Origin of the sequence: Pseudomonas sp. B3G-3, assembly GCF_028640915.1 — a bacterium.
In the GTDB taxonomy this organism is placed as follows: Bacteria; Pseudomonadota; Gammaproteobacteria; order Pseudomonadales; family Pseudomonadaceae; genus Aquipseudomonas; species Aquipseudomonas chlororaphis_I.
Map to the genome: position 1 here is coordinate 225,982 of NZ_JAQZAB010000121.1, position 25,830 is coordinate 251,811.

Genomic DNA, 25,830 nt, shown 5'->3' on the forward strand with positions numbered 1-25,830 from the left:
CGTGCGTTTCTGTAGGAGCGAGGCTTGCCCGCGATTGCATCAGCCCTGACGCCACCCACCCTCGACAGCGGGAAGTCTATCCTCTAGCGCCGCCCTTAGTTTAGAAAAATCTGAACTAAGTATTTGCCCGTAGCGATTCTTCCCGCCCACTACATTTCGCAGAATCGGCCCCACTCGGTTTCGCCGGCACTCATTGCTGCGCTGAAAACCCCATAAATAAAACAACGATGAGGCCAATCCCGTGGACAAGATTCTCCACCAACCACTGGGCGGCAACGAAATGCCGCGCTTCGGCGGCATCGCCACCATGATGCGTCTTCCCCATGTACCTACTCCGGCTGGCCTGGATGCCGCCTTTGTCGGCGTCCCGCTGGACATCGGCACCTCGCTGCGCGCCGGCACCCGCTTCGGGCCCCGTGAGATCCGTGCCGAATCGGTGATGATCCGTCCGTACAACATGGCCACCGGCGCCGCGCCCTTCGACTCGCTGAACGTGGCCGACATCGGCGACGTGGCGATCAACACCTTCAACCTGCTGGACGCGGTGCGCATCATCGAAGAAGCCTACGACGGCATCCTCGAGCACAACGTGATCCCGCTGACCCTGGGCGGCGACCACACCATCACCCTGCCGATCCTGCGTGCCATCCACAAGAAACACGGCAAGGTCGGCCTGGTGCACATCGACGCCCACGCCGATGTCAACGACCACATGTTCGGCGAGAAAATCGCCCACGGCACCACCTTCCGCCGCGCCGTCGAAGAAGGCCTGCTGGACTGCGACCGCGTGGTACAGATCGGCCTGCGCGCCCAGGGCTACACCGCCGAAGACTTCAACTGGAGCCGCAAGCAGGGTTTCCGCGTGGTGCAGGCCGAAGAGTGCTGGCACAAGTCGCTGGACCCGCTGATGGCCGAAGTGCGGGCAAAAGTCGGTGACGGCCCGGTGTACCTGAGCTTCGACATCGACGGCATCGACCCGGCCTGGGCGCCTGGCACCGGCACCCCGGAAATCGGCGGCCTGACCACCATCCAGGCGATCGAGATTGTCCGTGGCTGCCAGGGCCTCGACCTGGTCGGCTGCGACCTGGTAGAAGTCTCGCCGCCGTACGACACCACCGGCAACACCTCGCTGCTGGGCGCCAACCTGCTGTATGAAATGCTCTGCGTACTGCCGGGCGTGGCGCGTCGCTGAGGCCCGGCCATGAACGAGCGCGAGCAGGTTCTCAAAGCCGCCGCCGAGCTGGTGGCGGCCTTCGCCCGTAACGATCGCGAAGCCTACTTCGGTGCGTTCAGCGTTGACGCCAGCTTCGTCTTCTACAGCCTCGCCCAGCCCCTGCTGTCCCGCGACGCCTACCAGGCGCTGTGGGACAGCTGGCGCCGCGAGGATGGCTTCGAGGTGCTGTCCTGCACTTCGAGCAACGCGTTTGTCAGCCTGCTGGGGGACACCGCGGTATTCATTCATGACGTCGCCACCGAGCTGCGCATGCAAGGGGAGCAACACTTCAGCCAGGAGCGCGAGACCATTGTTTTTTGCAGACAAGGGTCCGGCACACAACAACAAGGCCTATGGCTGGCCTGCCACGAACATTTGTCCGCAATGCCGGAAGGGCTGCCACCCCCTTAGCCAGAAAGGTGACGCTCACACACGATGAGCGCGCCTTTGTGATCGGAGCAGATCATGAATAACAACAACAAAGAAAAAAGCCTTAGCAGCATCGAAACAAACGGGGTCGAACAGATTCCCGACCATGAACGCGACGCCCGGCCCAGCGACCTGTTTCGCCTGATCTTCGGCGGCGCCAATACCTTTGCCACCGCCGTGCTCGGCAGTTTCCCGGTGCTGTTCGGCCTGTCGTTCCAGGCGGGTGTCTGGGCGATCGTGCTGGGCGTGATCCTGGGGGCATTGATCCTCGCGCCCATGGGCCTGTTCGGGCCGATCAACGGCACCAACAACGCGGTCTCTTCCGGTGCGCACTTCGGCGTGCACGGGCGGATCGTCGGCTCGTTCCTGTCGTTGCTTACCGCCATCGCCTTCTTCTCGCTCTCCGTGTGGAGTTCGGGGGACGCCCTGGTGGGCGGCGCCAAGCGCCTGATCGAGCTGCCGGAAACCGACCTGACCCTGGGCCTGGCCTACGGCCTGTTCGCGATCCTGGTACTGACGGTGTGCATCTACGGCTTCCGCTTCATGCTGTGGGTCAACCGCATTGCCGTATGGGCCGCGAGCTTGCTGTTCCTGCTGGGGATCTTCGCCTTCGCGCCGGCCTTCGACAGCCAGTTCGCCGGGACCGTGGCCCTCGGCCAGGCGGGTTTCTGGGCGGCCTTTATCGGCGCCGCGCTGGTGGCCATGAGCAACCCGATTTCCTTCGGCGCGTTCCTCGGCGACTGGTCGCGCTACATCCCCCGCGAAACGCCGAAGGGCCGGATCATGCTGGCGGTGATCGCCGCGCAGATCGCCACCCTGATTCCCTTCCTGTTCGGCCTGGCCACCGCCACCATCGTGGCGATCAAGGCACCCGACTACATCGCCGCCAACAACTACGTCGGCGGCCTGCTGGCGGTTTCGCCGAGCTGGTTCTTCCTGCCGGTGTGCCTGATCGCGGTGATCGGCGGCATGTCCACCGGCACCACCTCGCTGTATGGCACCGGCCTGGACATGTCCAGCGTGTTCCCGCGGGTGCTGTCGCGGGTCAAGGCGACCCTGCTGATCGGCGTGCTGTCGATCGCCTTCATCTTCATCGGGCGCTTCGCCGCCAACCTGGTGCAGAGCGTGTCGACCTTCGCCGTGCTGATCATCACCTGCACCACCCCGTGGATGGTGATCATGCTGATCGGCCTGCTGGTGCGTCGCGGCTTCTACTGCCCCGACGACCTGCAAGTCTTCACCCGTGGCGAGCAAGGTGGCCGCTACTGGTTCCAGCATGGCTGGAACTGGCGTGGCCTGGGGGCCTGGATCCCCAGCGCGCTGGTCGGCCTGTGCTTCGTCAACCTGCCCGGGCAGTTCGTCGGTCCGCTGGGCAACCTGGCCGACGGCATCGATATCAGCCTGCCGGTGACCCTGGGCCTGGCCTCGCTGGTGTACCTGGCCTTGCTCAACCTGTTCCCGGAACCGCCCGCGGTCTACGGCCCCAACGATCCACGCAGCAAGAGCACGGATTCGCTCGGTAAACCGGTCATGCGCCAAGCCGCCTGACTCAAGCATGACCTGTAGCGGCAGGCTCGCCGGCAATCACGCCTCACACGACGGGTCCGCCAGACCGCGTCGCCTTGATTGCGGCAAGCCTCGCTTCTACAGCAAGCCACTATAAGAAAGACAATCGGAGACACGCCATCATGGCTTTAGATCTACTCGTCGTACTCATCTATGCCGCCGGCATGCTGGTGCTCGGCTATTACGGCATGCGCAAGGCCAAGACCCACGAGGATTACCTGGTAGCCGGCCGCAACCTGGGCCCGACCCTGTACATGGGCACCATGGCCGCCACCGTGCTGGGCGGGGCCTCCACCGTCGGCACCGTGCGCCTGGGCTATGTCCACGGTATCTCCGGTTTCTGGCTGTGCGCGGCGCTGGGCCTGGGCATCATCGCCCTCAACCTGCTGCTGGCCAAACCCCTGCTCAAGCTGCGGATCTTCACCGTCACCCAGGTCCTGGAAAAACGCTACAACCCGATGGCCCGCCAGGCCAGCGCGGTGATCATGCTGGCCTACGCGCTGATGATCGGCGTGACCTCGATCCTCGCCATCGGCACCGTGCTGCAAGTGCTGTTCGGCCTGCCGTTCTGGATCTCGGTGCTGCTGGGCGGCGGCGTGGTGGTGATCTATTCGGCGATCGGCGGCATGTGGTCGCTGACCCTGACCGACATCGTCCAGTTCGTGATCAAGACCGTCGGCCTGATGTTCATCCTGCTGCCGATCTGCCTGTACCGCGTCGGTGGCTGGGATGAGCTGGTGGCCAAGCTGCCGGCGGCCAGCTTCAGCTTCACCACCATCGGCTGGGACACCATCGTCACCTACTTCATGATCTACTTCTTCGGCATCCTGATCGGCCAGGACATCTGGCAACGGGTGTTCACCGCCAAGACCGAAAAAGTCGCGCAATACGCCGGCACCGTCGCTGGCTTCTACTGCATCCTCTACGGCCTGGCCTGCGCCCTGATCGGCATGGCCGCGCACGTCTTGCTGCCGGACCTGGACAACGTCAACAACGCCTTCGCCGCCATCGTCAAAGCCTCGCTGCCGGACGGCATCCGTGGCCTGGTGATCGCCGCGGCCCTGGCCGCCATGATGTCCACCGCCAGCGCCGGCCTGCTGGCCGCCTCCACCACCCTGACCGAAGACCTGCTGCCCAAGCTGCGTGGCGGCAAGCAGTCGAGCCTGGGCATCAACCGCCTGTTCACCCTGCTGACCGGCATCCTGGTACTGGGCATCGCCCTGGTGGTCAACGACGTGATCAGCGCCCTGACCCTGGCCTACAACCTGCTGGTGGGCGGCATGCTGATCCCGCTGATCGGCGCCATATTCTGGAAACGCGCGACCACCGCCGGCGCCATTGCCAGCATGGGCCTGGGCTTCCTCACCGCCCTGGCGTTCATGTTCAAGGACGGCCTGGATGCCAACACCCCGATCTACTACAGCCTGGCTGTCGGCCTGATCAGCTTCGTGGTGGTGAGCCTGCTGTCTCGTCGTCCGGCAACCCTGGCCAACGCGATCTAACCTCAGGTCAGACGCCGTACATTTTTCTTCGGCGGGTGCAGCGTCGGTGGCTGCACCCGTTTTTTTCGCCTGGAGGAAAGTCGATGAAGATTGTCAGCCGCGACCGCTGGTTCGAAGTCAGAAGCCTGAGCGACGGGATTCGGCTGATCCACGAGCCCTATATCCGGCCGTTCTATCGCTGCAACCTGTGGCATATCCAGGGCCGCGACAGGGACTTGCTGCTGGACAGCGGCTCCGGCCTGGTCAGCCTGCGCGAGCAGTTGCCCTGGCTCACCGAACGGCCCTTGCTGGCGGTGGCCAGCCATTGCCATTTCGACCATATCGCCGGACATCACGAATTCCCCGAACGCCTGGTGCACCCGGCCGAGGCGCAGATCCTCGCCGCGCCCGACGGCGCCAATACCCTGTCTGCCGCCTACGTTGGCGACGCAATGTTCGAGGCCCACCCGGATTGCCCGTTGTGCTACGCCGAATATCGGGTCAAGGCCGCCCCGGCAACGCGCCTGATCGAGGAAGGCGACGTGCTCGACCTGGGCAACCGTAGCCTCCAGGTGCTGCATACGCCCGGTCACTCCCCCGGGGGGATCAGCCTCTGGGAAGCGGCCAGCGGCACCCTGTTCAGCGGCGACATCATCTACGACGGTCCGCTGGTCGAAGACGCCTATCACTCCAACCTGGAGGACTACGCCACCAGCCTGGAACGCCTGTACGAGCTGCCGGTGCGTACTGTGCACGGCGGCCATTTCGGCAGTTTTTCGGGAGCGCAGCTGCGCACGATGATCGAGGATTGGATCCGTCGGCACCCCTGAAGCTGTGCTGTACTGCACACAATCCCGCCCGCTTCAAAGCCCCTGCGCAGGCCCCTGGCGAAAAGAGCGACATGAATAGAGCTGAAGTCCGACAAGCTGTGCATGACTTCATCAGCCGCCTGCTGGATGGCAATGACGGATTTTCCGACGACGTGAGTCTGCAGGAATTGGGGTTGGACAAGCAGGATATCGAGGACCTGATCTTCCACCTGGAAGATGAGTTTGGAGTGACCGCCTTCACCCACGAAGAAGACCAGATGCTCAAGGCGGCGAACAGCGCCAACGACCTGAGCCGGTTTCTGCTGACGATTTCACGGCGCTAAGGATTTCATGGCGCTGGGCGCCATTGGCGGGTTGCGAGTTGACGGGTTTGAATCAGAAGGCGGCAACCGATCGCGAGTGAACCTGCCCTCGCGCGGCTGAAAAGTGACGGGAGCAGGCTGGATGCCTGCTCCGCTCCCGAGCCGATGGTTAGCGGCGACGCTGTTGCCGACGCCGTTGTTCGTCGTCTGTGCGAATTGGCACCGGCTGCAATGGCGGCTCGATCAGCCCCAGTGCGACCCCGAGGTCGTGAAGCCAGTTTTGCAGTTTCTCTTTCATAGTGCCCCCCTTAAGGGTCGTGCCCAGCGGCAGGGTTCTGGAGCCGCTTAGCTCTGATAATAGCGCTAAGTTCCGCGCATTGCTCAACCTGGATGGCAATGATCTGTTACCGGATTAATCTGAATCAGCCTGCCCGTTTCAGGCCGTCGCCCGCTGATCCGTCTGACTCGCCTGTTGCAGCTCGATCCAGGCATTGAGGTTGGCGCCGAGCATGCCCTTGCGCCACATCAGCCAGGTGGTGGCACTGGCGAATGGCTCGGCCAGTGGATGGACCGCCACGCTTTCGCGACCGGGCAGGCTGGCGAGCATCGACTCCGACATCAGCGCCACCCCGGAGCCGGCAATCACGCAGGCCAGCATCCCCTGGTAGGACTCGATTTCTATCGCCCGCCCCATGGCCGCATGGTAGTGGGCGAACCAGGACTCCAGGCGCAGGCGATACGAACAGCCGCGGCGAAAGGTGAACACCGCGCGCCCTTCGACATCCCGAGCGCTGCGGATCGGCGGGTGATCCGCCTCGCTGATCAACACCAGCTTTTCATCGCACAGCGGCACCCCATCCAGGCTGGCCAGTTCCAGAGGGCCGTCCACCAGCACCGCATCCAGGCGCCCGGCCAGCAGGCCTTCGAGCAATTCGCTGCTGGGCGCCGATTGCACCTGCAGGTTCACCGCCGGGTAGGCGCGGTGGTAACGCGCCAGCAGCGCCGGCAATTGAATCGCCGCCGTGCTGTACATGGTGCCCAGTACGAAATCCCCAGCCGGCTGACCGCCCTGCACCGCCCCATGGGCCTCATCGCGCAGGGCAAACAGGCGCGCGGCGTAATCGAGCAGTACCTTGCCCGCCGGCGACAGTTGCAGCCGCTGCCGTTCCCGCAGGAACAGCTCGACGCCCAGTTGCTCTTCCAGTTGCTTGAGCCGCGTCGACAGGTTGGACGGCACCCGATGCAGGCGCTCGGCCGCCCGAGTGATGGAACCTTCCTCGGCGACCGCCTGGAAGATGCGCAGTTGGCTGAACTCCACGTTCATTCTCCAAAAACGAACAAGTTACTCAATATTATTCATTTTTATAGAAAGTCAATCAGTCCTAGCCTGACGGTCATTGCCCACTCGACGGAGCCCGGACCATGTCCCCGCTGATTCGCTTACTCGCCAGTTTCATTGCCCTGATGATGGCCATGGGCATTGGTCGCTTCGCCCTCACCCCGCAACTGCCGCACCTGCTGAGCGAGGGCCAGGTCGACCTGACCGACACCGGCCTGATCGCCGCCGCCAACTACCTGGGGTATTTCATCGGCGCGCTGGATGCCATGTTCGCCCGCCGCCCGCGCCAGGTTCGCCGACGTCTGCTGGGCGGGCTGTGGCTGTGTGTGCTGCTGACCCTGGCCTCGTTCTGGGCCGGCGGCTTCTGGGCGCATTCGGTATTGCGCTTCGGCACCGGCGTGGCCAGTGCCTGGGTGATGGTGATGATCGCCGCCCTGAGCCAGCCCCTGGCACATGCCACCGGCCGGCCACGCCTGGGCGCCCTGGTGTTCGCCGGGCCCGGGCTGGGGATTTTCCTCACCGGCCTGCTGGCCCTGGGCTCGAACCTGCTGGGGCAAAGCTCCGCGACCCTGTGGCTGGTGTACGCCGCGGCCGGCCTGCTGATGCTGCTGGTGATCCTGCCGATCCTGCCGCAACCTGCCATGCCCGCACTGACCGCCCAGATGCCACACGCCTCGAGCCACAGCGGCATCCCCCGCCTCGGGCTGATTTATGCGCTGTACGGCCTGGGTTACATCATCCCGGCGACCTTCCTGTCACAGATGGCCAGCGCGCGCTTTCAAGGGCAATGGCAGGCCGACCTGTTCTGGCCGTGTTTCGGTCTGGCGGCAGCCATCGGTGTGGGGCTGGTGAGCCTGCGCCGGCACAGCCCGAACGCCACCCGCCACTGGCTGATGGCGACCTTGTGGCTGCAAGCCGCCGGGGTGTTTGCCTGCCTGCTGGGCAATGGCGCCGGTCTGGCGCTGGGGGTGATGCTCTGCGGCACGCCGTTCCTGGCCTGCATGCAACTGGTGATGCAGCGCTCGCGGGAGCTGGCGCCCCACACCACCCAGCGCAACGCCGGTTTGCTCACGGCCAGCTTCGCCGTGGGCCAGTTGAGCGGGCCACTGCTGGCGGCCCTGAGCAGCCATTTCAGCGGTGGCCTGCAACCGGCGCTGATCGTCGCCGGCAGCAGCCTGCTGCTGGCGGGGGTCTTGCTGTTGAACCAACAACCGCTTGCCCGGGAGTGCCACGCCACCGCCTGAGCCTGGGGTTACAGCAAACTGCGGATCCGTCGGCGCAGCCACTGTTCGGCGCTGACGAAGGTGATGCCCAGCAACACCAGCACCGCGCCGATCACGAAGTTGAGGCTCAGGGGTTCGCCCAGCAACAGGACCCCGAAGGTGACGCCGAACAGCGGCGTCATGAAGGAAAACACCGCCAGGTTGGCGGCCAGGTAACGGCGCAGCAGCCAGAACCAGGTCAGGTAGCTGAAAAACGACACCACCAGCCCCTGGAACAGCACGCTGGCCACCGCCACCGGGGTCAGGCTGACATGGGTGACCTGGCCGCTCAGCACGGCGATCAGCAGCAGGCCGACAAAACCGACGATCAACTGATAGAACAGGGTCAGGGTCGCCGGCGCCTCGGACAGGCGCGACGCGCGCACCACCACCGTGGTCGCGCCCCAGGCCAGGCCGGCCAGCACGCCCAGGGCGTCGCCAAGCAACATGCGCGTGTCCAGGTTATCCAGCGAGATGCCGCCGGCGAAGGCCACGCCGATGCCGACGAACGCCAGCAGGATCCCCAGCCATTGCAGGGGCCTCAGGCGTTCGCTGGGCAGCAGCCAGTTCACCCCCAGCGCGGTAAAGATCGGCGCGGTATAGAGAAACACCGACATGTGCGCGGCGCTGGTGAGCTTGAGCCCTTCGGCGATAAACAGGAACTCCAGGCCGAACAGGCTGCCGGCCAGCAAGCCGCCGCGCCAGGTACTGCCGATCTGCGACCAGCCGCCCTTCCAGCACATCAGCAAGGCCACCAGCAGCGCCGAAATGCCCGAACGGGCGGCCGCCTGCATCACCGGCGCGATATCCGCCGCGGCCCACTTGATCATCACTTGCTGTACGCCCCAGATCAGGCACAGCCCCAACATCACTTGCAGTGCAAAACCGTCGGCGCTGCGCCGCTCGATGCTCACCGCGGCCCCTCGGGCAGATTCATAGACATGGCAGTTACTCGACAGAAACGACAAAGCCCCGGAACCGGTCCGGGGCGAAGAATGGATGTGCTGTCGATTATCAACCAAACGGACAGAAAAAAACGCCTGGAAAAAGACCTTTATCCTGACCCTCAGCTCGAGGCCGTCGGGCTCAGCCTCAGGGATGGCGAGGCCTCATGGCGCGCGAGGAGGAAAAACAGCGCGCCACCGAGGAAACACCCGGTGAACCAGGCGAAGTTGGCCATCGGCTGCAATGCTGGCGTGAAGGTGATCGCCACGCCCACCAGGGTCGCCGGCACCAGCGCCTTGACCGCGGTCCAGTTGACGCCGCCGCTGTAGTAATAACGCCCGTCCGGGCCGTCGTTGAACAGCGAGTCGACATCGATCTGCTGCTTTTTGATCAGGTAGTAGTCCACCAGCAGAATGCCGAACAACGGGCCGATAAAGGCGGCCAGCACGTCGAGGGTGTAGTGGATCACCTGGGGGTTGTTGAACAGGTTCCAGGGGGTGATGAAGATCGACGCCAGGGCCGCGATCATGCCGCCGGTGCGCCAGCTGATCCGGCTCGGGGCGACGTTGGCGAAGTCGAAGGCCGGCGAGACGAAGTTGGCGACTATGTTGATGCCGACGGTGGCAGTGACAAAGGCGAAGGCGCCGAGCAGCACCGCGACGTCGTTGTCGATCCGCGCCACGGTGGCGATCGGGTCATGGAGCATTTCACCGAACACCGGCAGGGTGCCGGAGACGATGACCACGGTCACCAGGGAGAACGCCAGGAAGTTCACCGGCAAGCCCCAGAAGTTGCCACGCCGCACATCCTGCATGCTGCGGCAGTAGCGGCTGAAGTCGCCGAAGTTCAGGGTCGGCCCGGAAAAGTAGGACACCACCAGCGCCGTGGCGACAATCACCTGGCCGAATGCCTGCCAGCCCGACAGCGACTTCTCCCCAAGGGTGAAGCTGATGTTGCTCCAGCCCGCCTTCCACACGATCCAGCCGGCAAGAAGGAACATCACTGCATAGACCACCGGCCCCGCCCAGTCGATAAAGCGCCGGATCGACTCCATGCCGGCCCAGAACACCAGGGCCTGGACCAGCCACAGCGCCAGGAAACCGAACCAGCCCAGGTAGGACAGCCCGGCAAAATGCGGCTCGGCATAGGCCGCCATGGCCGGAAAAAAGCGCAGCACCACAATGATCAGGGCACTGGACGCCAGGTAGGTCTGGATCCCGTACCAGGCCACCGCGATCAGGCCGCGGATCACCGCCGGGATATTCGCCCCGAACACGCCGAACGCCAGCCGGCAGATCACCGGGTACGGCACCGCCGCCTGCTGGCTGGGCCTGGCCACCAGGTTGGCGATCAGTTGCACGATGCAGATCCCCGCCAACAGGGCCACCAGCACTTGCCAGCTGGCCAGCCCGAGGGCGAACAGGCTCGCGGCGAATACATAACCGCCGACGCTGTGCACGTCGCTCATCCAGAAGGCGAAGATGTTGTACCAGTTCCACTTCTGCGGCAGCGGCCCCAGGTCCTGGTTGTACAAGCGCGGGCTGTAGCCCTTCGGTAGTTGCTCGGTCATTGCAAGGCTCCTTGTTGGACAGGCTCTGCCCCCGCGATTGACCTTGCGACCACACTGCGTACGGGAGCCTGCATGATTTGTATACGAAGAGCTACGCAGAATGCGTGCCATACCGAAAAAAGCTGTAGGCGAACGGCGCTAATCGCTTGTCCATCAAGGGCTGAGGCTTGGCTACACAAAGATGATCAGCAGGCGGAATCAGAAGCAGGCATGCCCGTTGGCTGTGCATGACTGCCTGATATCAGTGCATCGACAAGGGGTGATCGATTGTATACAGCGCCTTTGCGAGTGTTCGGATACACCGGCCCCGACTCCCGCCTCAAGCAGCCAGAAAAAAGGCAATAAAAAACCGCTGCCGGAACCGGCAGCGGTTGTTCGGTAATGCCCCCGTGGCGCGGTCGTGATCTTCGACCGCACCTACGCCCGGGAGGAACGGATCAGGTCAGCTCAATGCGATCGGCATGAATAACGATCTGGCCATTCTTGTACAAGGCGCCGATGGCCTTCTTGAAGTTGCCCTTGCTGACACCGAACAGGCCACTGATCACCGTCGGATCGCTCTTGTCGCTGACCGGCAGGGTGCCGTTGTTTTCCCGCAACTTGGCGAGGATCTTGGCGTTCAGGCTGCTGGCCAGTTCTTCGCCCACCGGTTGCAGGCTGAGGCTGATCTTGCCATCGGCGCGGATCTCTTTGATGAAGCCCTTTTCCTGTTTGCCCGGACGCAGGAACTTGAACACTTCGTTCTTGTGGATCAGGCCCCAGTGCTTGTTGTTGATAATCGCCTTGAAGCCCATGTCGGTGCTCTCGGCCACCAGCAGATCGACTTCCTGGCCGACCTTGTAGGTCACCGGAGCCTTGTCCAGGTAGCGGTCCAGGCGGGCCGTGGCGGTGATGCGACGGGTGTGCTTGTCGAGGTAGACGTGCACCACGCAATACTCGCCGGCGGTCAGTTGGCGCTTTTCCTCGGAGTACGGCAGCAGCAGGTCCTTGGGCAGGCCCCAGTCGAGGAACACACCGATGCTGTTAACTTCCACGACTTTAAGGCTGGCGAACTCACCGACTTGAACTTTTGGTTTTTCGGTAGTTGCAATTAACTTGTCGGCGCTATCCAGATAAACAAAAACATTCAACCAGTCTTCATCTTCACTGGGAATATCCTTGGGAATATAACGATTGGGCAGCAATATTTCGCCATCCGCCCCGCCGTCCAGATATAAACCGAAGTTAGTGTGTTTAACCACTTGCAAACTGTTGTAGCGCCCGACTAAAGCCATTTCCAATACCCTCATTGCGTGGGCGGCATTCTACCCGTTTTTCCGGGCCTGGTTGGCCCGAGTCGCCGGATAGCAGCGGATATTTTCCTGAATGCCTTGATTTTTATGGCTTTGCGCCAGCAACCGGTTCCGCCCGTCAGGCCAACCGGCAGCGGCTTTTGCCTCAGCGCCGCCGAGCAAGCCTTTCTTTTTACCATTGTCTTTATTTAAAACAGCAGCTTATGGGGATATTCCCGAGATCAACTTAGGATTATTCGAGAGTTTTCCACCGTTATTCCAGGAGGATATTTACCAAGCAATTGTCAAGCATTTCATGTATGATGGCTGGCCAAATTAATTTCCTGAAGGTTAATGGCCGCCATGCGTGTAAAAGCATCCAACAGCAAAGCAAAGCCAGCTCCAGCCGTTGAAACCAGCGAATCGATCAACGATCAGATTGCTGCTTTCCTGAAATCCGGCGGCGAGATCCAGCAAATTGCCAAAGGCGTCAGCGGCCAGACTTTCGGCCCGTCCAAGCAGATCAGCCTGGGCAAGAAGTAATCCCCCCGCAACACCTCCTGGTCCCTATGCGCTTTGAGCCTCAAAGCGCTAGGACTAGAGTTCTGAGTCCTTCCCTCCTGTAAAAATCGACGAACGGCCCTCATCCCCGAGGTTTCGCCGGTATCCTTGCACACCTCTAGATCGAGCATTTCAGCAGGTTTCGCGGTTCCTGCTCCTCGCGTTTCATGGAGTGAAGCATGCTCAAACCCTCTCATGTGCTGCTTGCCAGCCTTCTCGCCAGCCCCTTGGTCCACGGGCAGATCTTCCAGCGCGAACTGGGGGATTTCGACCTCAAGCTCAGCAGCACCCCGAGCCGCAGCATGGCCCAGGGCCTGGTCAAACCCTCAGCCACCGGTTCGTTCCATGGCGGCCTGGACCTGACCCACGACAGTGGCTGGTACATCGGCCAGTGGTCGCCGAGCATGGGCCTGGGCGAGAGCGACCTGGAAGTGGACTCCTACCTGGGCTTCAAGCGCCCCTTCGATAAGACCCTGGGTTATGAAGTGGGGATGATCCAGTACAACTACCCGCAACTGGCCCCGCAGGACAGCCAGGAGTTCTACGGCGGCCTGACGCTGCTGGGCAGCCGCTTCGGCGCCGCGTTCAGCCAGGACCCGGACACGCGCAACAGCACCCTGTTCGCCGACCTGGGCGGCAACCAGCCGTTCGGCATCGGCGTCAGCATCAAGTACACCACTCATCAGCTGGGCAACCCGGTTTCGGTGAGCAGCGGCTACGTCAGCAGTTTCAACGACTGGTCGATCAAGTTCTCCCGCCCCTGGATGGGCATCGACCTGAAACTGATCTACAGCGACTCCAGCCTCAACGGTAGCGATTGTTCGGCCTATTCTGGACATAACGCGCAATGCGACGGTCTGCTCACCTTCAAGGCCGAGCACTCGTTCTATTGAGCGGCTGAACTGCCGGAAGCGTTCCGGGTTCAGATAAGAAACCCATGCCTTACAACCCCAGGCCTTCGCAAGGACTTGCCATGTCGCGCCGGCTGCAACACCTCACCCTGCTACTGCTGCTAAGCCTGGTGCTGACCTCCTGCAATCGGGTCGGCCTGGCTTACCGCAACCTCGATGTGATCATTCCCTGGACGCTCAACGACTACCTGGAAATGAACCGCGAGCAGAAAATCTGGTTCAACGAGCGCCTCAAGGAACACCTGAGCTGGCATTGCGGCACGCAACTGCCCGGCTACCTGGACTACCTGGACCGCCTGCAGCAGATGGTCGAGCGCAATCAGGTCAACGATGCCGAGCTGCAAGAATTCACCCGCGAAGCCAAGCAGGCCATTGCCCAGACCGCCCGCGCGATCGCGCCGTCGGCCATCGAGTTGTTGCGAGGCCTGGATGATCAACAGGTCGCGGAAATGAAGGCGGCCTTCGCCAAGGACATGCGCCAACGCCGCAGCAAATACCTCAAGTTACCACTGGAACAACAGATCAGGCTGCGCGCCGAACGCATGGACAAACGCCTGACTACCTGGCTCGGCTCCCTCACTCCCGAGCAGACCCGGCGGGTGGCGGACTGGTCGACGTCCCTCGGCGAACAGAACCAGCTCTGGCTGGCCAACCGGGCCAACTGGCAGGCGCAGTTCAGTGCCGCGCTGGAACAACGCCAGAACAGCGACTTCGACAAACGCATCGAGCGCCTGCTGGTGGATCGTGAAAGCTTCTGGACACCGGCTTATCGCCAGGCCTATGCCAACAGCGAACAGGCGTCGCGCAACCTGCTGGTGGACGTGATGGCCCAAAGCACGCCAACCCAGCGCAAGCATCTGCGCAACAAGCTGCAGAATGTGCGCAATGAATTCGAAGCGTTGAAATGCATGAGGACGGCACGCCAGAAGTAACGCCTGAATAGCCGTCCAGCGAGGTGGGGCTGGCGGGCGACCGTTGGGCGGAACCGTCCGGCGGCTGTCGATTTTCCCGCGGGTGAAACGACTAGCCTGTGTAGGCACTGTCGCCGCGCCACCTTTGTCGCAGGAGAAGACGTCATGCACCTCAACGATCATCCGGTCGTATCCCGGGAACAATGGATACAGGCCCGCAAGCAGCACCTGATTCACGAAAAGGCGTTCACCCGCCAGCGCGACCAGCTCAGCGCCGAGCGGCGCGCCCTGCCCTGGGTGAAAATCGACAAGCCCTACCGCTTCCAGGGCCCCCACGGCGAACTGAGCCTGGCCGACCTGTTCGGCGATCACAGCCAGCTGGTGGTCTACCACTTCATGTTCGCCGAAGGCTGGGACGAAGGTTGCCCGGGTTGCTCCTTTCTCTCCGACCATATCGACGGCGCCAACCAGCACCTGGCCCATCACGACATCGCGCTGGTGGCGGTGTCCCACGCGCCCTTCGCCGAGTTCCAGGCGTTCAAGCGGCGCATGGGCTGGAAGTTCGACTGGGTCTCGTCCGCCGGCTGTGATTTCAACTATGACTTCGGGGTCTGCGCCCGGGCCGACGAGGTCGCCGCCGGCACCGCCACCTACAACTATGAAAAGACCGACGGCGCCGAAGAAGAGCTGCCCGGCCTCAGCGTGTTCTACCGCAATGAAGCCGGCGAGATCTTCCACACCTACTCCACCTACGCCCGTGGCCTGGACCTGCTGGTGGGGGCCTACAACTACCTGGACCTGACACCCAAGGGGCGCAATGAAGAGCAGATCATGGACTGGGTCAGGCACCATGATCGTTATGACGACAAACCGGCCGCCAGTTGCTGCCATGGCGGTTCCTGAGCGTTAGACCGAGATCGCGAACAAGCCCGCCCCTGTAGGAGCGAGCTTGCTCGCGATCTCGTCCGTCCTGTCACGACAAAAAAACCGGCCGGCGCAAACCCACCGTCTCGCCCCCGGCTAAACTTGGCTCCATGAGCTCTGCCTATCACAGCCTCCACGAATACACCCTGCGCATGAACCGGGTGCTGGAGCATATCGACCAACACCTGGACCAGCCGCTGGAGCTGGCCGAACTCGCGCAGGTCGCGCATTTTTCGCCCTTTCACTTCCATCGCCTGTTCACCGCCTGGGTCGGCGAAACCCTGGGCGACTACCTGCGCCGACGGCGCCTGGCCTGTGCCGCCTATCAGCTGGCCAGCCATCCGGAATTGAGCATTCTGGAGGTGGCGCTGGAGGTCGGTTTCAGCTCCGGCGAAGCGTTCTCCCGGGCGTTCAAGCAGCACTTTTCGGTCACCCCGAGCACCTGGCGCAGCACCGAACCCAAACGCTGGCACCGCCGCCTCAGCGACGTCCGCGAACGGCGCCTGCGCGAATTGAGCAATCCTGATCAGACGCACATCCCGGCCTTCGACGATCCTGACGCCTTCATCCACCTGAAGGAACTCACGATGAACGTCACCCTCAAGGAACTGCCACCGGTCCGCGTCGCCTACCTGCGCTACATCGGCCCCTACGGGCCAGGCATCGGCACCTTCTGGCGCGACACCGTCGCCCCCTGGATGGTCGAAAACAGCCTGCTGGGCCGTGCGCGCTACGGTATCGGCCACGACGACCCCTACGTCACCCCACCGGAAAAATGCCGCTACGACGCCTGCGTCGAAGTCCCCGTCGACTTCAAGGCCAGCGCCCCCGCCGTCGTCACCACCCTGCTCGGCGGCCTCTACGCCGTCGCCCACTACCAGGGCAAAGGCCCCGACATCGCCGACGCCTGGACCGAACTGTGCCGCGACTGGCTGCCCAAGAGCGGCATGCAATTCGATGCACGGCCAGCGTTCGAACGTTATCCGGTGGACGCGAAATACGACATGAAGACGGGGGAACTGGAATGTGAAATCTGTATTCCGGTGAAGGCGTTGTAAGCCGTAACGAACGGAGAAACGACACGGGGCAGCCAACGCTGCCCCGTTTTTTACGCCTCAGGAATACTCGGCCTAGAGGCTGTCGCTGGTAGAGAACCCACCGCCGCCCGTCGATCGGGAGGAACTGAACGAGCTGCTGGAACTTGAGCTACTGCTTGCGGAATTGCTCGGGCGACTGCTGGAACGGCTGCTCGAACCGCTGCTGGAGCCACTGCTCCAAAAGCTCGGGGCCGGCCTGCTGGCGCGGCGATGGCTCCCCACCTCATTCGCCACCTGGGAGAGGGACAGCGCGCCCTGCATGAACCCGGCAACCAGAGAGTCAAGATTCATACCTGCGGAATAGCTGTAGCTACCGCTGATAGACCCACTCGACTGTAATTCACGCTCAAGCTGCTTGGCTCTTGCATAGTCGCGCTCGGTATCCCTGCACTTCATCTCCAGGAACGGCACGCGCAACCGCAGATCATCGAGCTCAGAACGCAAATCACGCACCCTCTGCACCAACTCGTCGTCCTGCGGCGTCGTTGTCTGCCCGGTCAAGTGCTCAAGCTTGGCATCACTCATCTCGGCCAATTGCCGGGACAACAGCTCAGCAACCTGGGCAAAGTGCTCGTCCCCCTTGGAGACGAACAGCCCCAGACGCTCATGAACGGCATTGGCCTGAGCCTTGCCGGCCTCCACGGCCTCGCGCTCCGTCTTCAGGCGCGCTTGCAGCACCGACAACAGGGTGCCCGCCAGGGCTTGCTGATACAGCCGCGCCAGCTCGGCCTCCTGAACGGCCCGATGGCTGTCCCGTTGCCACTGGGCGCCTTCATTGGCTTCCTGCATGGCCAGAAGGCTCTGCTCGATCGCGCTGTTCTGCGGGAAATTGCACAGGCGAGCAATCCACCGATCCAACTCCCGAAAAAACGACCGGCCAACATAACGATCCGTACCGAACCCGCGGCCCTTCAAGTAGAGGTACAGAGGCTCGGTCTGAAAGGCCCGAAGCTTGCCGCGACATTCATCACGCAGCTCCTGGTAAGACGCGGCCGCTTCGTTGCAACGCTCGACGGCCTCCGCGAGGATCGCGGCTTGCTGTTGGTACGCTGGATCTACCGTCAACTGCCGGTCGACATCGGCAACAAGGGCCTCGATTTCCTGGGAAACCGTCGACATCTCCTGCAGGTGCTTGGCAACCCCGGCCTCCGCCACCGCCAATTGCTCACGCAACTCGGACTCGCTCCGCTCCCGCTGGTCCAGCAAACGCTGAACCTCGTCCGACAGCCGAGCCCCACCGGCCAGCTGAAAGTTGGCAATCTGTGGAAAGACGCCAGCGATCTGCTGCTGCAAGCGCAGTTCCTGCTCGTGGGCATTGGACAACTCGAGCTGGAACCTACGCAGTTCTGCCTCGTATCGCCGAGAGTTCTCGCCAAGGGACGCAATCATGCTGCTCGAGTTCATTACCACTCCAGGATGTAATCAGGTTTGGTTTTGACAGGCCCTTTAACGAAGGTAAAGGTCAGCGAGTTGGCCGCCTTTTTACCCATCAAGCGGTCATCGACATGACCATCCAGAAGCTTGTCATTCTTGGCTGCCTGATAGGTTGCCTGGCTGACGCGCACGCCAAAGATCGAGGCATAACGCCGTTCCCCGCTCTCGATGCTGGTGATGGGGACCGGGACCACATTGCCTGAGGCATCGCTCGCCTCGGCCAGCAGATACCAGGTCTTGCCTCCAGTCGGATCATAGTTGCGCTCGATCATCGACTTCTCGCCGGTACGGCTGACCACTTCCAGGGTCAAGGGTGTGGCTGCGACGGTCCGCAGTCGTTCGAGCTCCTGCAGGCCATGCTCGGCCGCCGCCGTATCCATATCCTTGACGGCCTGATCGACCTTGGCGAACAAGGGTTGGAACTGCTCGGCATCCACCTTGCTCAAGCCCATCTTGCGCAGGTTGCCCCGGGCCTCTTGCAACTGCGTGAGATAGGGACTGACCACGCTTGTTTGCGTTACCAGCGCATCCAGCTGGTCAAGCGCCGACTGGACCGCCGGCAGGCCTTGGGTGTCGGCCTGATCCAATGCGGAGCGCGCCTTGGTTGCCGCGGCGGCAAGCGCCGGATAGGTCGTGCCGAGCACCGCGAACGACGCAGCCGTCACCTGGGTTTTCAGCTTGGTATCAGCCGCCAGAAGCTGCGTAACCGTGTTCAGCTGAGGCTCTAGCGCCTGCAGGTCGGCAGCCTCCTTCTTCAGGTTTTCAGTCACCGAAACCGCCAGCGCGGCATCCTCGGCCCGGCTCTGTGCGGTGACTTTGGGCGGCAGGGTAACCGGCTGCGCCAGGCGAACCTTCTCCAGTGCCTCATGGACAGGTTTAAGCAGCCGGACCGCGGCCGGCACATTGTTGGCCAACGCCTCCGACTCAAGGCCTGACAGGCGTTTTTCCAGACGATCCAACTGCACGCCCCGAGCATCAGCCAGGGTCCGTGCCTGATCCACCTGAGTCTGGGTGGTCTGCAGCCGCACCTCGCCAAAAAAATTGGCTACCGGCCGCGCCATGAAAATCGCGCCCAGACTCACGATCGAGAACACCGCCAGGGGCATCAACCATTGAGCGCGAGTGATATAGACCTGCGCCAAGCATTTCGACCATAGGCCCATCGGCTGGGCCTCGTAGGTCAGTCGAGTGGCGAAGAAACTTCGCACGCCCTCCTCGACCAGAGCATCCTCGACCTCGATCCCCCGGGATCGATAAAACTTGCGAATCCGTTCAGCCACCAACTGACGGTGCCTGGGCAGGTCCAGATGTTTCTGCACCTCGGCCTGGCTGTGCCGCAGCTCATCGATGAGGGCCATGGCCCCCATCTGTTCGGTGAGGGAGACACTGCTCACCTTAGAGTCCCTTTTGCAGGAGTGCGCTGAAACGACGCTTGCTGTCCTCGGTGATCGACTCGATCTCGGCGGCCGCCGCAGAAGACTCTTTGCGCAACTCCTGGATCAGGCTCAGGCTGCTGGCCTGGAACTCCACCACGGCCTCGGCCAGGGCTTTGACCGAACTGACCTTCAGGTTCGTTCCGTAGCCCGCCTTCAGCGCGGCATTGAGCTGCTCCCCGCCCACTTTGGCCTGCGCCTCGAGACTGGAGTTGATCCCCTCGTTCATCGCATTAAGGGTGTTGGTGACTTCAGCCAGCCCGCCGGAGGACGTGAAGCCCGCCGCCAGACCGGTAAGCACGATCTCATTGGTGGCGAAAAAGCTTACGGCACGTTGGTACAGACGCTCCTTCACCGAGTGGTACTGGCTCAAACGCGCAAACACCAGCTCGGCCGCGTTGTAGGCCGCCTTCAGCTGATCAGCGATATCGGTGATGATCTGGTAACGCTTGTCCTCGTCCTGCAGATTGCGCAGCGCCACATCCCGCGCCAACTCCAGCTTCACCCGCTCGGTCGCCTCCAGCTCAGCCACCTCAAGCGCCGCGCCAGCATCCGCCAGGGTTTTACGCCCGGCATCGAGCTGCGCCTGAGCCACCTTCTGCACCTCACAGGCATCGACCTCGGCCGACTTCATGGCCAGGCGATAATCCTGGTAAGCCTCGAGAATCAGGGTTTCCAGCTGGATCTGCTCATTGGCCGACTTGGCCACCGCCAGATAATTCTTACGAATGTCCTCGAAGCGATCCGGTATCGACCCACGGCGCATGTTCAGCCAGGCCAGCTGGATACGCTCGGAGAATTGCAGCTTGCCGTCGGCCATCCACTCCATCATCTGCTGCGCGTCGGCCTGGATCGAATCGAAACTGGCGGCGATGTCGGCATACCGGGTACTGATATCCATGCTCTGCAGCTTGTCGCGCACTGAGGCATTAAAGACCGTGGACTGTTGCAGGGTGGCGGCGATATTGGTCACCCGGTTGGCGTCATACACCGCCACCTTGTCCAGCAACGCCAGCACGGGTGCATCCTGGACGGGAAAGTTGATACCGACCGAGCGGAGGGCAGACATGGAGCGTTCGAGGTAGTTCATGAGCGTATTCCCAGTGTGGAGCCTTGGTTCAAAAGCTCCATCATCCTTTGACAGGTGAATAGGCGAAGGGGCTTCCACCCCTCGGAATCGGGTACAGACAGGAGCATCGAAAGCGCCGTGCAAAAGACGATGCCGTCTGGAAGTCTGGAGACTATGCGTGCACATCACGCGCAGGGCGTTGCCCGAGACAGACCGCAGCCGGAACCGCTGAAACAGCCGCCACAGGCCCTGCCGAACGGATGTGCGCGCCGAATGGTAACAGAGCTTGGGGCTGAAAGTTCTCGTCTGGACCCGACACTTTTAGCAGAGTGCCAGTATTGCCTGGAGCCTTTTGCGGGAAGCCATATTTTGGAAAGCGGATGGGATGTTTATTGGGCGTTGGAGCTACCCAACAGCGCTTCTTGGGATTAATCAGAAAAGCCCTACAGCCTGCGGTGCACTCACCTTATTCATGCCGGCCACAGTGGGATTTACAGTCGATGGGTCGCCCAGATGGCGACCGGGTTTGGCGACCTGACACCAGAACTGATGCAAAACCTCCTGCTTGCAGGTATTTTTGCATCCGCACGATCGCTCTATGACGGCTGTGCGTGGGAGATCTTCGGATCTGCCGGCTTTACCTCTGGTGTCGGTTCGCCAACCTGCGTACAGCTGTCACCCTTTTCGTTTGGCGACGATGGGTGACGGTTCGGGTAATCAACCAGAGGTGAACTTATGAACCGTTACATGCCGATTACTGGCCACGACTGCAACACCCCCTACCTGCTGATCGACACCCAGGCTCCCGTCGATGTGCTTCACGATGCCGCGGCTTATCGCATTCGTGCGGTGACTCAGTTGCTGGAAAGCTTTTCGATAACTGAAGCATCACATCGAGAATCCGTCATTCTTCAGGAACTGACATTGGTCTGCACAATTCTGTTGCGAGATGGCTGCGATCTGCTGGATGTAACTGGGCGAAAACTACAGGAACAGCTTTTGGCGTAAGCAATAACGGGCGACCTTCCGTCGCCCGCCTTAATATTTTTGAAATATTATGCATCCAGCCGGTACACCTACACGGGGAGGAACAAGTAATGGCAGCTCTTCAGCATCAAATAATTTACCAATAATTAGCTGATTAGATTTTGCAATCTCTACTACTTTCTAGCTCAACTCCTGCTTGATAATCACTTCCGTCTTCCACATTTCCTGAAGAAAATCCTGATCATAATTGCTAGATGACTCCATATAGCATCTAGAACACCCCAATATAGCTCTTAGCCTCTTCACCATTTCATCTTGCGATCCAGACTCAAGTGAAACTAGAGCATCCTGATACCTTTTCAAATACTCAGCAACAACCACCTCGCCTGAGGATTTTAGCTGCGCTTGTATAGCCGCCAACGCAACCTCTATCTGAATCTTTAAATCATCAGCCCGTTCATTAAACATTGAGAACATCAATCATTACTTTATGGCTTAACATCACGAGTACTTTTAATCCATTCTTTGGGCCAGTCTCGAGGCATCAGTAATTGATCAGCACCACCATCCAAGACCGTACCCGTTGACTTAATAGTCTGCGGAGCAACCTTTCCAACATCGAGTTTGGTACCTTTGGGAATTACAATTTCCGCCTCAACCACTCGTGTATTTTTCCACTCTGGCAACAAGGCCGTACCTCCCACCTTGCTAGATACTCTCTCGCGCCCCAAAAGAAAAGCTCAACTTTTCCTCGATTTTTGACTTAGCCTCTAGAATAGCCTCACCCTTTAAACCATACAAATCATAAGCAGTCATTGTAATCCCCTAAGTAAAACAAAGCTTGGACTCGACTTATTACTGAAGACATCGAACCATAAATCATGAAATTAAATCTCGGCCGGCTTGCTTACTACGAGAACTGTGGTTGCGACAGGTGTGGTTTGAGCCGAATGAAAGTGCTAAAGTTCGGGCGACGAGGGAATGCTTGGTGATTACGGCATAGCTAAAGTCCTCGACAAAAACCAGAGATCTTAAATAAAACTTAAGACATCAAAATCACGCTTAATCTCTTCCACATCAGTTGAAATAGCTTCAAACATTTCGGACCAAGCCATTTTCCGAAGCAACTCACCACTCCCAACACTAAAAATTCGAGCAGCGAATCAAAATCACCAACATTTCCTGCCCCTACCATAAACACTTGACGCAACCTGCTCTAGCCCCTTATTACATCAACCACTCCAAGAGTATATAACAATCCCCTACATCTATCTCAATAGCCCCCCTCAACAAGGCAGTTCTTAGTTCCACCCGCTCTACAACTTTTATTTTTACACCATATTACCTGAAAAATATTTACTTCAAGACCCAACAGGTAAGCCTTCCATCTCTCTCGATAACTGAAACCAGCGCCTCTGACACATCGGCCTTCTTTACCTGAGGTAGCGAACTAATCGGCTCGACTACCAACTCAAAATCATCTGTTGGCTCATCCCTCAAGTCATCATCAGGATCAGGAATACCAAGTAATGCATAACGTATGTTCTTCGCTTCAGCAACAAATGCTGGGTATTCATCATAACGCCGACACTCATCCTCCACGAATGATACCGCGAGAACTCCACCCAACACCTCTGCAGTTTCTAACAACGTCCCATGCGGCCGTATACCGACATGAGCAAAACATTTCATAGATTCATCTTCGAATTTCATTGCCCATTCCCCTTGATAAAGAAGTATTGCGCATCTGGCTTAGCTTGAAGATTCTGAATCTCCTTCTGTGTGAATATACGGAATGTAAAGGATTCATCCCTCAACCCTGAGAATAAAGGATTTCTCCTAAGGGATTCATCAATAGCGTTTTGAATTGACGATATACCATCAATCTCAGCACCACTTCTAAATCTGACTTTGCCAGCAAACTCAGAAGCGAGCTTGTCGCTCACGATAAAGGCATCAACATCGAAGCTCTGCGGATCAAAAGGCGCATTTCCCTTATGCGGCCCCTTATAACCACGAGCCAAACTTCCTCGGAAACCTACCAGTGCATCAGCGTCAAGATCAGCAATAGCCTTGAGGTGAGGCTGAACGGTTTCACCCAATCCACCAACAATATTTTCACGCGTAAATATGCTTGGGACAACTTTTGCCGCCCCCGTCGTAGCTGTATCACCTGCCTCTTTTGCAGCAAGGCTCTCAGCTTCCGCCGCCGCAACCTTCTTCGCCGCCCGCCTTTCCGCTACAGCTTCCAATATCGTCTTGAGAGTAGCCTTACCTCCGACCACTCCACCCAGCGACAGGATGACATCGTCGATAATACTCACCGACTCTGTATTCTTCACCGCCAGCGTCAATATCCGATCAGCGGCATTTTTCGAGGCTAGGTTGTTACTCGAGAAATCCAGGATTTCCTTGCTGTATGCCTCAGCCTGAGCTTTCCCATACTGCTTCCATTTTTCGGCCGCCGTCAGTTCGCCGTAATAACCCTTTCCAAGGCCGTTGAACAAACCTGAGTCATTAAACTGCTCTGGCGTCGAGGCGAACGCATAGACAGGGTTGCCATAGGCAATTATCGGCTTGCCATCAGCCCAGGTCAGCGGGATTTTTTGATCCGCCAGCTGTTTTACGGCGTTTTTTGCAACATCCAGATCGCGCTTGAACCAATCCGTGGTCGGGTCACTCCCCCACTTCTCAACCAAGGCTTCCAAGCGCGCTTTTTCAACTGCGTCAATTTTTTCACCACTGGCGAGAAGGAGCAGATCCTCCCAAAGGGCGTCAGACTTCGGTTTGCCCAGTGTCTGCTCCAGCTCCTCGGCTTTTTTCTTCAGCAGCGGAAGTTCTTGATCACGATGATGCTGGCGATTATTAACCTCGACCCCTGCCCCGCTACCGCCACCTGCGATTGCTCCGGCAGTACCTCCCAGCGATCCGGCCGATGCTCCAAGCCCCGTGGCGATGAGTGTTGCAATAGCTTCCTGATTGCTCTGTTCAATACCAGTTTTACCCAACGCCTCTGCAATCGCAGGCATCAGGGCTGCCGACGCACCCGCTCCCAACGTACCGCTCTGTACAGAGCCGCTCGACAGCCCCATCGCAGCACCGGCCAAGGCGTGAAGCAATACCCGGGCAGCACCACCTTCAGCCCATGCCGCTCGGCTGGTGTCATCGGTAGCATTGCGCTTCTGTGCATCAGCGTAATCACCAATCTTTTTGAAGGTGTCATTGGCCGTGGTATTGGCAACGATGCCAACTGCCGTCGCGCCACCAACGCCTCCGAGGCCCGCCGCGATCAGGCCCGAGGCAATGTCGGCCATGATGCGTTTGTCGCCGCCGACGCTCCAGCTAGCAGCATCCGCAAGGGCCGCGTTGGCCTTCGCCTCCTGTTCAGGGGTTTTGGCTTTGCTTAGCAGCTCTTTGGCGGAATCCGCCTTGGCTTTAGCTATCAGGTTGATGGTGGTACTCGCTAGCTGCGCGGAACTCTGGATCAGGTCCATGCGCTCCTGCATCTTCTTCTCGTCCGGCCGGTCAAGATGCTGATTCGCATTGCTGGTGTCGCGATTCAGCCCTACCAGATCCTGCGAGCCCGCTGGATCGCGGATCGTGATCGTCCCCTCGCTGACGGCACTGCGGGTACTACTGTGATCGGACTCCTTGAGAGCCAGCGGCAGAGTGCCGCCAGTTTCCGAATGTGCCCATTTCCTTTCGCTGTCTGGCGTCACCGGTTGTCCCGGTTTGTCCCATTTGGTGCTGGTGTAAGAAGCACTCAGGCTGGCCGACTGGCTTTTGATGTCGCTGGTGTTCTTGATGTCGCTGACGATCAGGCGACCGGTGTCGAGATGGTTCTTGTCGGCACTGGCTTCACTGGCAATCACCGCGCCTTGCAGCTGGGTATTGGCCCCGACATAAATGTCGTATCCCCCTTTACCTACATACAGCCCGGTCTGGTCAGTCACCGCCTGGTAATTGCTGTCCATCTTGCTACCAGCGATATTGCCGCTGGCGCTGACCATGGAGCCGTAGCAGAACGGCGGAACACAGATGCTGGCGCCGAAACCGCCACTGGTCTGCCGGTTTTTCTGATCGGCTTCATCCTGCCGGGAGGCAATATTGAGGTTGCCGCCTACCTCCGCCTTGATGGTATCGGCTCGTACCTGCGCCCCCGCCAAGGTGGTGTCCTGACCGCTTTTCAGCATGAGCAGGCCAGTATCCACCGTGCTGTTGACCTGGGTGACCGAGTGGCCCGTGCCCATGCCTTTTGCCATCTGCGCCCCGAGATCGAGGGTGAAGCCGTTCTG

The 25,830-nt window shown here is 60.3% G+C and carries 24 protein-coding genes; 13 read left to right on the forward strand and 11 right to left on the reverse strand.

Annotated features, from left to right (window positions below; genetic code table 11):
- Positions 1–241 precede the first annotated feature (241 nt).
- From speB to PVZ80_RS25335, 6 genes are all read left to right on the forward strand, one after another.
- On the forward strand, positions 242–1,192 hold the full coding sequence (gene speB / locus PVZ80_RS25310; RefSeq protein ID WP_007920678.1) for an agmatinase: 951 nt from the start codon (positions 242–244) through the stop codon (positions 1,190–1,192).
- A 9-nt stretch (positions 1,193–1,201) separates the two neighbouring features.
- On the forward strand, positions 1,202–1,624 hold the full coding sequence (locus PVZ80_RS25315; protein ID WP_028681961.1) for a YybH family protein: 423 nt from the start codon (positions 1,202–1,204) through the stop codon (positions 1,622–1,624).
- A 54-nt stretch (positions 1,625–1,678) separates the two neighbouring features.
- Positions 1,679–3,190 carry a purine-cytosine permease family protein gene (locus PVZ80_RS25320; protein WP_041987053.1) on the forward strand — a complete coding sequence of 504 codons (1,512 nt, stop codon included), beginning with the start codon at positions 1,679–1,681 and terminating at the stop codon, positions 3,188–3,190.
- A 140-nt stretch (positions 3,191–3,330) separates the two neighbouring features.
- Entirely contained in the window at positions 3,331–4,710 is a 1,380-nt protein-coding gene (locus PVZ80_RS25325) for a sodium:solute symporter (protein ID WP_016702295.1), read from the forward strand.
- An 83-nt stretch (positions 4,711–4,793) separates the two neighbouring features.
- Positions 4,794–5,519 (forward strand): MBL fold metallo-hydrolase, encoded by a 726-nt coding sequence (locus tag PVZ80_RS25330; RefSeq protein ID WP_053268469.1) that lies wholly within the window; start codon positions 4,794–4,796, stop codon positions 5,517–5,519.
- A 71-nt stretch (positions 5,520–5,590) separates the two neighbouring features.
- Positions 5,591–5,842 carry a hypothetical protein gene (locus PVZ80_RS25335; protein ID WP_009047628.1) on the forward strand — a complete coding sequence of 84 codons (252 nt, stop codon included), beginning with the start codon at positions 5,591–5,593 and terminating at the stop codon, positions 5,840–5,842.
- A gap of 148 nt (positions 5,843–5,990) precedes the next feature.
- Here the strand turns inward: PVZ80_RS25335 and PVZ80_RS25340 are convergent, their stop codons facing one another.
- A complete protein-coding gene (locus PVZ80_RS25340) occupies positions 5,991–6,119 on the reverse strand; it encodes a PA1414 family protein (protein ID WP_009042667.1) in 129 nt (42 codons plus the stop codon).
- 138 nt (positions 6,120–6,257) lie between these two features.
- On the reverse strand, positions 6,258–7,139 hold the full coding sequence (gene ptrR / locus PVZ80_RS25345; protein ID WP_009047627.1) for a putrescine utilization regulator PtrR: 882 nt from the start codon (positions 7,137–7,139) through the stop codon (positions 6,258–6,260).
- A 104-nt stretch (positions 7,140–7,243) separates the two neighbouring features.
- Between ptrR and PVZ80_RS25350 the strand changes: the two genes are divergently transcribed.
- Complete coding sequence (locus PVZ80_RS25350; protein WP_273864724.1) at positions 7,244–8,404, forward strand: MFS transporter; 1,161 nt, start codon at positions 7,244–7,246, stop codon at positions 8,402–8,404.
- An 8-nt stretch (positions 8,405–8,412) separates the two neighbouring features.
- Here the strand turns inward: PVZ80_RS25350 and PVZ80_RS25355 are convergent, their stop codons facing one another.
- The 3 genes from PVZ80_RS25355 to PVZ80_RS25365 form a co-directional block, all read right to left on the reverse strand.
- Positions 8,413–9,336, reverse strand: coding sequence for a DMT family transporter (locus tag PVZ80_RS25355; protein ID WP_009047625.1), 924 nt, complete (start codon positions 9,334–9,336; stop codon positions 8,413–8,415).
- A gap of 152 nt (positions 9,337–9,488) precedes the next feature.
- The gene (locus PVZ80_RS25360; RefSeq protein ID WP_016702299.1) at positions 9,489–10,937 is read right to left on the reverse strand and encodes an NCS1 family nucleobase:cation symporter-1; all 1,449 of its coding nucleotides are present in this window, start codon (positions 10,935–10,937) and stop codon (positions 9,489–9,491) included.
- Between the two features lie 437 nt (positions 10,938–11,374).
- Entirely contained in the window at positions 11,375–12,211 is an 837-nt protein-coding gene (locus PVZ80_RS25365) for a CvfB family protein (RefSeq protein WP_023968236.1), read from the reverse strand.
- Positions 12,212–12,562: 351 nt separating this feature from the next.
- Between PVZ80_RS25365 and PVZ80_RS25370 the strand changes: the two genes are divergently transcribed.
- The 5 genes from PVZ80_RS25370 to PVZ80_RS25390 all read left to right on the forward strand — a co-directional run bounded on the left by PVZ80_RS25370 (position 12,563) and on the right by PVZ80_RS25390 (position 16,573).
- Complete coding sequence (locus tag PVZ80_RS25370; protein WP_016702300.1) at positions 12,563–12,751, forward strand: hypothetical protein; 189 nt, start codon at positions 12,563–12,565, stop codon at positions 12,749–12,751.
- Positions 12,752–12,948: 197 nt separating this feature from the next.
- Positions 12,949–13,662 (forward strand): TorF family putative porin, encoded by a 714-nt coding sequence (locus PVZ80_RS25375; RefSeq protein WP_009047623.1) that lies wholly within the window; start codon positions 12,949–12,951, stop codon positions 13,660–13,662.
- An 80-nt stretch (positions 13,663–13,742) separates the two neighbouring features.
- A complete protein-coding gene (locus tag PVZ80_RS25380) occupies positions 13,743–14,612 on the forward strand; it encodes a DUF6279 family lipoprotein (RefSeq protein WP_041987034.1) in 870 nt (289 codons plus the stop codon).
- Between the two features lie 144 nt (positions 14,613–14,756).
- Entirely contained in the window at positions 14,757–15,494 is a 738-nt protein-coding gene (locus tag PVZ80_RS25385; protein ID WP_009047621.1) for a DUF899 domain-containing protein, read from the forward strand.
- A 131-nt stretch (positions 15,495–15,625) separates the two neighbouring features.
- Positions 15,626–16,573 (forward strand): AraC family transcriptional regulator, encoded by a 948-nt coding sequence (locus PVZ80_RS25390; protein ID WP_124301237.1) that lies wholly within the window; start codon positions 15,626–15,628, stop codon positions 16,571–16,573.
- A 72-nt stretch (positions 16,574–16,645) separates the two neighbouring features.
- Here PVZ80_RS25390 and PVZ80_RS25395 read toward each other — a convergent pair whose 3' ends face one another.
- Genes PVZ80_RS25395 through PVZ80_RS25405 form a run of 3 tightly spaced genes read right to left on the reverse strand, consistent with a single transcriptional unit; the run spans position 16,646 to position 20,569 of the window.
- On the reverse strand, positions 16,646–18,016 hold the full coding sequence (locus PVZ80_RS25395; protein ID WP_041987029.1) for a hypothetical protein: 1,371 nt from the start codon (positions 18,014–18,016) through the stop codon (positions 16,646–16,648).
- On the reverse strand, positions 18,016–19,440 hold the full coding sequence (locus PVZ80_RS25400; RefSeq protein WP_273864725.1) for a DUF6384 family protein: 1,425 nt from the start codon (positions 19,438–19,440) through the stop codon (positions 18,016–18,018). Before PVZ80_RS25400 ends, PVZ80_RS25395 begins: the two co-directional genes overlap by 1 nt.
- Position 19,441: 1 nt before the next feature.
- Positions 19,442–20,569 carry a hypothetical protein gene (locus PVZ80_RS25405; RefSeq protein WP_028681970.1) on the reverse strand — a complete coding sequence of 376 codons (1,128 nt, stop codon included), beginning with the start codon at positions 20,567–20,569 and terminating at the stop codon, positions 19,442–19,444.
- 714 nt (positions 20,570–21,283) lie between these two features.
- Between PVZ80_RS25405 and PVZ80_RS25410 the strand changes: the two genes are divergently transcribed.
- Entirely contained in the window at positions 21,284–21,556 is a 273-nt protein-coding gene (locus PVZ80_RS25410; RefSeq protein WP_009047616.1) for a hypothetical protein, read from the forward strand.
- A gap of 159 nt (positions 21,557–21,715) precedes the next feature.
- Here the strand turns inward: PVZ80_RS25410 and PVZ80_RS25415 are convergent, their stop codons facing one another.
- The 3 genes from PVZ80_RS25415 to PVZ80_RS25425 all read right to left on the reverse strand — a co-directional run.
- Positions 21,716–22,012 (reverse strand): hypothetical protein, encoded by a 297-nt coding sequence (locus PVZ80_RS25415; protein ID WP_273864726.1) that lies wholly within the window; start codon positions 22,010–22,012, stop codon positions 21,716–21,718.
- 879 nt (positions 22,013–22,891) lie between these two features.
- Positions 22,892–23,248 (reverse strand): hypothetical protein, encoded by a 357-nt coding sequence (locus tag PVZ80_RS25420; RefSeq protein ID WP_135006319.1) that lies wholly within the window; start codon positions 23,246–23,248, stop codon positions 22,892–22,894.
- A partial coding sequence (locus PVZ80_RS25425) for a hemagglutinin repeat-containing protein (RefSeq protein WP_273864727.1) occupies positions 23,245–25,830 on the reverse strand: 2,586 nt, incomplete at its 5' end. The genes PVZ80_RS25420 and PVZ80_RS25425, both read right to left, overlap by 4 nt.